Raw genomic sequence first — 6,854 nt, 5'->3', positions numbered from 1 at the left:
TTTGAACTTGCCGGGCTACCATGATGGACAGACCTGACAGGTCGGGTTTTCAAACAAGACAGGTCTTATACTTTCCTACCCGGCACAAGCGGACACTTGCGCCATTAGAGGGCAGACCTGTAAGGTCTGCCTTTTGAACTTGCCGGGCTACCATGATGGACAGACCTGACAGGTCGGGTTCTCAAACAAGACAGGTCTTATACTTTCCTACCCGGCACAAGCGGATACTTGCGCCATTAGAGGGCAGACCTGTAAGGTCTGCCTTTTGAACTTGCCGGGCTACCATGATGGACAGACCTGACAGGTCGGGTTTTCAAACAAGACAGGTCTTATACTTTCCTACCCGGCACAAGCGGATACTTGCGCCATTAGAGGGAAGACCTGTAAGGTCTGCCTTTTGAACTTGCCGGGCTACCATGATGGACAGACCTGACAGGTCATGTTCTCACCTTCCTGGCGCAAGCATCCGTTTATGCCTCATCAACCCCGCACAATTGCATCAGAGCCTCCCCTACATTGCATCGGAGCGCCAGGTAGGCCTTAGTTTTCACCAGGTCATCTTTATAAAGACGATTCCCTGTCTTGGGAGTTGCATGTTCAATTGTAATGACCCGTTTTTTATGGTTTCCTTTGACGTACCAGTTTGCTCCAGTTGTCCGGCCTTTTCCAATTGCGCGATCTGTTCAGCCGTGGGTTTTTGCGGCGAACCCATCTTCTTCCAAACTTCATACGAGTTGCTGTGCGCCGCATCTATCCGGTATTGTTGCAGGGTAACCTGTTTGCCCGGAAGCCCTGTGCATTGCAATACTATTGTTGCAGGTATACCGGTGGTATCATCGTCGTGGTAATTCCAGATCATGGCAGTGGCCGACTGATTGCTCTTTGCAGCGATGGCACCTACATCCGTGGCGTCCCTGCGCACCCCTGAATCGCGGATATTGATTAAGGGAACCATCTGATCGCTGTTCACTGCGACCCTTTTTCCGCCCATCACACCAAACATCCTGAAAACATTCAATACCGGTTTATCAACGCCGTTAGTGGCCAGGTCGCGAAAGCCATAGAACCAGGGTTGGTCCTCAAATTCAAATGACCAGGATACGGCGCCCAACAGGTTTACCTTAAAATGATCAGCCAGTAAATATTTGCGTGCAAAGGCAGCCGCCGTATACGATGAATACATGGTACCATTGCGATAGGCATTCTCCGGATTGGTAGCCATACCACAGGCGGCACAACCTTCGGGGTCACTCTCCCCTATTACAATTGGTAAATCCTTCCATTCTTTAAAAGAAGCCACTATTTCGAATCCGCTCGAGATATCACGCAATTGGTTACTGATGCCCATGCGTACATGTCCGTTCACGATACGCGGCGCGCCTTTGGCATGAAAGGCAATAAAATCAAGGGGCGCTCCTGTTTTACCAGTTACGGCATTGGTATCATTGATGCAGTGTTGTAGAAATGTTTTGAGGAATTGGGCCGCACCGCTACCAGAGGGTCCTGTTACATGCGGGCCGCCAATACGGGCTGTTGGCAAGGCGCGTTTTACGGCATCGGAGGTATAGTCGTACAATTTGCAATACTCCTGAACCGTTCCCTTCCAGTAACCGTTGCCACCATTGGGTTCATTCCATAGTTCCCAGTACCAGCTTTCCACTTCTTTTTTTCCATACCGGTTAACACAATGCTTTACCCATTCATAAACAAGCGTTCCCCATTTTTTATAATCTTTTGGCGGGTATGCCCAACCGGTAAAGATCTTACTGTAGGGTTGCCCGGGCTGCCAGTCGTGTTTATAGGGTTGCGGATGGCTCGATAAGGCTTCAGGCATAAACCCTATTTGCGCCAGGGGCTTCATGCCTCGTTTAATATAGGTATCAAAGATACTGTCGGTGATGGTCCAGTTATAAACGGGATTACCATTTGCATCTTCGGTATAGGCATTGGTAGAACCCCATTTCAGGGCAGGCGTTCCATCGCCGGTGGTCAATAAATTATGGGCTCGTACGTGTACCGGGGTGGGACTTAATGCCGCGATCTCTGACAATAATTTCTTCCCGTCTTTCATGTAAGTATAGTTCGGCTCATCGTACCCGAACCACGCCCATACGGGTTTCATGTCGCCGGTCTCTTTGGCGTAGTTTATTTGAATAGTAGCTTTCTCCTGGGAGAATACATTAATAACGAGGATCGTGGAAATGACAAAAGCAATTCGTTTCTTTACTGACATAGTTCATTAGTTATTGAGTATGTTAGTTATTTAGTTCTTAATTCACAAACTCAAGAACTTAATAACTAAATAGTTTATCACAACTTCATACCCTCAGAGTTACTAACTTGTAATGCTTTACCATCTGAACCGGCAATGGTCACATTATCAAACTTCCATCCCTCTCCAAAATCAACCCCACCGGCTGTATTGCCCTGCACGTTTACATTGTTGAAATGGAAATCCTGTAACATCGATTCTTTCATCCCGGCTCCATTCACCACTTTCTTTACACCTACCGCTTTTATATCTGAGATATATACATCCCTGAAATGCGGGATACCTTTTTCAGCCGGTTCCACTTTATTAAGCATCACTTTCCAGTGCGCTGGCAGGGAATCGTAGGTATAGCCGCCGGGCAGTTTTGAATAGCTGTAAGCCGGGTTCCAGTTCATCGTGAATTGAAAAGCTGTTCCTACGCTATCCATTTGAATATTGCGGAAATGAATATCTTCTATGGTACCGCCGCGGGTGGTAGCTGACTTTATATGCAAGCCATTGCCAGTACCCTTTCCATATAAATTGGTGGCGTATACATGGCGGATGCCGCCGGAAGTTTCGCTGCCAAGCGTTAATAAACCACCGCCTTTGCGCGCCATACAATCACGGATCACCACATATTCAGTTGGCTTGTTTACGCGTAAACCGTCCCAGTCGCGACCAGCTTTTAAACAAAAATCATCGTCGTTACAATCGATGTCGCAATGTTCTATCAGCACCCAGGTAGAAGAGTCAACATCTACCCCATCGGTGCTGGGGCCTTTGCCATCTTCGTTGTTACGGATTATCACTCCATTTACAATAACGTAGGAGGAATACAACAACTGTACCGTCCAGAAACCGGCGTTTTTAACCGTAATGCCTTTTATGGAGATATCTGTTGCATGCTGGACCAGGATGGTACGCACGCGTTTGGCATCATAATCAACGATCCAGCGCAAGCCTTTTTGCTCATATTCTTTTCGCATGGCCCAGTATTTATCCCAGCAGAACTTACCGCGGGCGTTGATGGTCCCTTCGCCGGTAAGCGCTGCATTGGTCTCACCGATCACATTGATCAGTGCTGCGGGCCATTTCATTTCAATGCCGGCGATGCGGGTATCTATTTCGGGATAATCGTCAAAGTGCTGGCTGCCGAGCAATTCCACGCCTTTATCGAGCTGCAGCTGTACATTGCTTTTTATAAAGAGGGCACCGGTAACATAGCTGCCGGGTTCAAATACTACGATACCGCCGCCTGCCTTTGCACAGGCATCAATAGCGGTCTGAATGGCTTTGGTATTTACCGTTTGCGAATCTGGCCTGGCACCGTATTGATTAACTGAGAATTTCTTTTTAGAGGAAGGGAATTTGCGGGCGCCCGTTTTTTTTACCCAGGCTGGTTCTTTGTGTCCGGAAGGCTTTTTACCCCGAGTGGCAAGCTGGCTGTTGGCAGCCATTACTATGCTACAGGCAATACAGGAAATTATCGCGAATTTCAATAAAGTCAACCGTTTCATCATATCCAGGCAAGCATTAATGCTTGTAAAATTAGGGGAAACGGCTCTCTTACTGTCCTGCGGTATCCTGAGAAGGGAATTTACTCATTCGGGTTCTAAGTTTAGGTTAGTAGGTTCGTAGGGTTTGAGTTCATGGCTCTGAGCGTAGCGAAGAACAATCCGTTGCCGCGCAGAGGCTTTCTGCCTTCTGCCTTCTGCCTTCTGCCGTCTGCCGTCTGCCTTTTCCCATTGCCTATTTCCCTTCCTTCAACAGTTTATCCAACTCCTTCTTCGTAATAGTAACCACCGTCCCATGCCTGATGCCCTTTGGCATTTCCAGCAGATCAGAGATCTCAGTCCAATGTACAAGATCGGTAGAAGTAACGGCGCCGTATTTATGGTCGCGGTATTTATCAAAATACACGATCCACTGGTTGTCCTTTTTTAACACCGTGGGCCCTTCTGCCCAGTAATTTCCGGTAATGGGTTTCGAAGGCGTACTATAGCCGCCAGTCAATGTGGTACTGAGGGCTGTACGCAGGTTCTTTTGTGGCGGATAACGGGTCTCATCTTTCAGGAACATCACATACTGGTTGCCATTCTTTTGAATAGTGGCATCTATCACATTAAAGCCCTGGTCGTACAAAAGTGCCGCCTTGCTGAAGGTTTTAAAGTCTTTGGTAGTTACATAATAGATGCGATGGTTTTTATCGCTGGCAGTATCGCCATTGGGAAAACGACCTGGGATGGTAGTCGCCCAATAGATCATGTATTGTTTGCTGGCATCGTCATAAAAAACTTCGGGCGCCCAGGTGTTCAGGGCGGTTGGCTCATGTTCCATTACAGGAATGGTCTGTTGTGCGCTCCAATGGATCAGGTCTTTTGAGGAGGCGTAGCCAATAGATCTTTCGCTCCAGCTTACCGTCCAAACCATATGGAAAAGCCCATCGGCCCCACGAATAACGCATGGGTCGCGCATGAGTTTGTCTTTCCCGGCGGTGGGCGTTAAAAAGGAACTGTCATTTTTCAATGTCGTCCACTTCAGACCATCCGCACTCCAGGCCAGGTGTAAGCCATCTTCACCATTGCTTTTGAAGTAAGAAAAGAGATATACGGATTTATTGCTTTGTGCGGTTACAAAAGTGATTTGGGCAAAAAGGAGTAAAAGCCAGCAGATTATCTTCATTATGGAACATCGTTTGAAGCAGCAATATAAGACAAATGATGAATATCAAGTGTCAATTGTACGCTAAACGAGTTATGCTACATCAAACGGACCGCTCACCGGGGTGGCCTGAGGGTTCGCCAGGCTATCATTAAAGGTCTGCAGCTTATTGCTAACGCCGCCTACTTTGCCCGCCGTAGTTTTAACGTAGGAGGGCAGGTCTTTAATGATTATAATAGCCATAATTAGCAAGAAGCTGATCATAAAGACGCCACCGGAAAACACAAAGGGATTGAGCTCGTACCAGGTGGGTTGTGGCGTGGGCAGTTCTGACACCGCGATGCCGCGTAATTTAAATTCAAGGAATGCGCCGGTTATCAATACGGCATTAAGGAACGACGCTACGATAAAATAAGGCCAGTTTTTTCGCATGGAAGAATGGTGTGAAGGTTTATAATAATGGTTGATCACATGTTTATGTCGTCATAATACACCAGGAACCACTTGCCATCTCTCAACTTGAACCGGCGCTCCACTTTAAAGCCGCTTTGATCGATCCAGAACTTTTCAGTGACCATGGAGTCGCTCATGACCAGGCTGTGCCTGCATTCTGTTGTATCTACATCGAGGCTGACGGGTGTTTTTAAGAATTCCCAGTTCTTTTTTGACCAGCGGGTATTCTCCACGTCGTTTACACATTGGCCGTCTATGGGAAAAGGAATTCTGGAAAGCTGGAAACCGGAGTCGGTATGGAATTTTGTATTAAAGCTGTCGAATGATTCTGCGCCGGGGATATTGGTAAGGGCTGCGATGGTGGGTGGGGCCTGAATGGACATGGGCGCCTTTTTGCTATCATTCCTGTTACAGGCGAATAGAACGCTTACAAACAAAGGAAGAAACTGGTAAGGTTTCATAGTGATCAAATTAAGTTTTAGAATAATATCACACCATCCTGCTGCTATTATTCTAAAAACCAAATACCGTTCCTTTTCTTGTAATGTTGAAAACTTGGTTGAAAAGTTGACTGGATTAACTGGTTAACAGGTTGAAAAGGAAAGGGCCGATTTATATGAAATAGGACCTGATCACAAAAGCTGTTATGCCAACTATTACTAACTCAATAAGCCAGAGATATAATATACGCTCCTTTATTACTGACTTTACTATTGCATCAGCAATTAAAAATATCGGTATTGCTGGACCAAACAAGATCTTAAAAAAATAATTATACCCACTACCTAACAGTACCGAAACAATCCCGATCGCACAAATTATAAAAGCAATTATGCAGGGAGATAAACGATACAGCAATGGTCGCTCCATAACGGCAAAGAGGTTTTATGTTTTAAAGCGCAAACCGCCACGTTACTAAGATAGCGCAAACCGTTAGGGCTTCTATGGCCCATACATAGTTTACATTTCCTTTAGTCCATGATTTTATGACGTGGTCTATGTACAAAAATACCAGTAATGCAGGAAGGAATAATAACAGGCTTACACCGTGTCTGCTGGTTATAGTAATTATACCAAACACAATTGGTATCAGGCAAAGTACGGCTGCCACGATAAAGGGCGAGCAATGGTACATTATATACTTTCTCATAAAGGGTCAACAGTTTAGGGTCTTTTATAATGATATTTCGTTTTATAACAACACTAGCACCTTTGAACAAAGGAAAAACCGTTCAGGCAAAAAAATAAAACAGCAAATAATACTACCTCCACAATCCAGATGTATAGAACACGACCGGTTGTCAATGATTTTATAAAATAATCCAATCCTAACAAAATCAGGCATACCGGCAAAAACAGGATCACCAGGAACTGGTCAATTCCTTCATGTTTAAGAGCAAGAATGCCCAATGCTACAGGGACCAGGCATCCTACAGCCCCAATTATGAAAGGAGATACATAATACGACCAGTGTCTTTTCATAATT

The 6,854-nt window shown here is 45.8% G+C and carries 7 protein-coding genes; all 7 read right to left on the bottom strand.

Translation table 11 applies throughout. From position 1 onward, the window contains the following. Positions 1 to 547 precede the first annotated feature (547 nt). The 7 genes from J7I42_RS27260 to J7I42_RS27230 all read right to left on the bottom strand — a co-directional run bounded on the left by J7I42_RS27260 (position 548) and on the right by J7I42_RS27230 (position 6,850). A complete protein-coding gene (locus tag J7I42_RS27260; protein ID WP_209142165.1) occupies positions 548 to 2,233 on the bottom strand; it encodes a GH39 family glycosyl hydrolase in 1,686 nt (561 codons plus the stop codon). 77 nt (positions 2,234 to 2,310) lie between these two features. Then, positions 2,311 to 3,774 (bottom strand): glycoside hydrolase family 28 protein, encoded by a 1,464-nt coding sequence (locus tag J7I42_RS27255; RefSeq protein ID WP_209142163.1) that lies wholly within the window; start codon positions 3,772 to 3,774, stop codon positions 2,311 to 2,313. A gap of 229 nt (positions 3,775 to 4,003) precedes the next feature. After that, entirely contained in the window at positions 4,004 to 4,936 is a 933-nt protein-coding gene (locus J7I42_RS27250; protein ID WP_209142161.1) for a glycoside hydrolase family 43 protein, read from the bottom strand. A gap of 72 nt (positions 4,937 to 5,008) precedes the next feature. Further along, the gene (locus J7I42_RS27245) at positions 5,009 to 5,347 is read right to left on the bottom strand and encodes a hypothetical protein (RefSeq protein ID WP_209142159.1); all 339 of its coding nucleotides are present in this window, start codon (positions 5,345 to 5,347) and stop codon (positions 5,009 to 5,011) included. Between the two features lie 35 nt (positions 5,348 to 5,382). After that, positions 5,383 to 5,829, bottom strand: a complete 447-nt coding sequence (locus J7I42_RS27240; protein ID WP_209142157.1) for a hypothetical protein — start codon at positions 5,827 to 5,829, stop codon at positions 5,383 to 5,385. A gap of 431 nt (positions 5,830 to 6,260) precedes the next feature. Further along, entirely contained in the window at positions 6,261 to 6,518 is a 258-nt protein-coding gene (locus J7I42_RS27235; protein ID WP_209142155.1) for a hypothetical protein, read from the bottom strand. A gap of 53 nt (positions 6,519 to 6,571) precedes the next feature. Further along, complete coding sequence (locus J7I42_RS27230; RefSeq protein ID WP_209142153.1) at positions 6,572 to 6,850, bottom strand: hypothetical protein; 279 nt, start codon at positions 6,848 to 6,850, stop codon at positions 6,572 to 6,574. Positions 6,851 to 6,854: the final 4 nt, after the last annotated feature.

Source organism: Niastella soli (assembly GCF_017742245.1).
Classification (GTDB): Bacteria; Bacteroidota; Bacteroidia; order Chitinophagales; family Chitinophagaceae; genus Niastella; species Niastella soli.
The sequence above is the reverse complement of the archived record's forward strand: the minus strand, read 5'-3'. Positions and strand labels throughout refer to the sequence as shown.

Coding starts and splice junctions, on each gene's coding strand:
- J7I42_RS27230 (WP_209142153.1), bottom strand. CDS start 6,850: ATGAAAAGACACTGGTCGTATTATGTATCTCCTTTCATAATTGGGGCT.
- J7I42_RS27235 (WP_209142155.1), bottom strand. CDS start 6,518: ATGAGAAAGTATATAATGTACCATTGCTCGCCCTTTATCGTGGCAGCC.
- J7I42_RS27245 (WP_209142159.1), bottom strand. CDS start 5,347: ATGCGAAAAAACTGGCCTTATTTTATCGTAGCGTCGTTCCTTAATGCC.
- J7I42_RS27255 (WP_209142163.1), bottom strand. CDS start 3,774: ATGATGAAACGGTTGACTTTATTGAAATTCGCGATAATTTCCTGTATT.
- J7I42_RS27260 (WP_209142165.1), bottom strand. CDS start 2,233: ATGTCAGTAAAGAAACGAATTGCTTTTGTCATTTCCACGATCCTCGTT.
- J7I42_RS27240 (WP_209142157.1), bottom strand. CDS start 5,829: ATGAAACCTTACCAGTTTCTTCCTTTGTTTGTAAGCGTTCTATTCGCC.
- J7I42_RS27250 (WP_209142161.1), bottom strand. CDS start 4,936: ATGAAGATAATCTGCTGGCTTTTACTCCTTTTTGCCCAAATCACTTTT.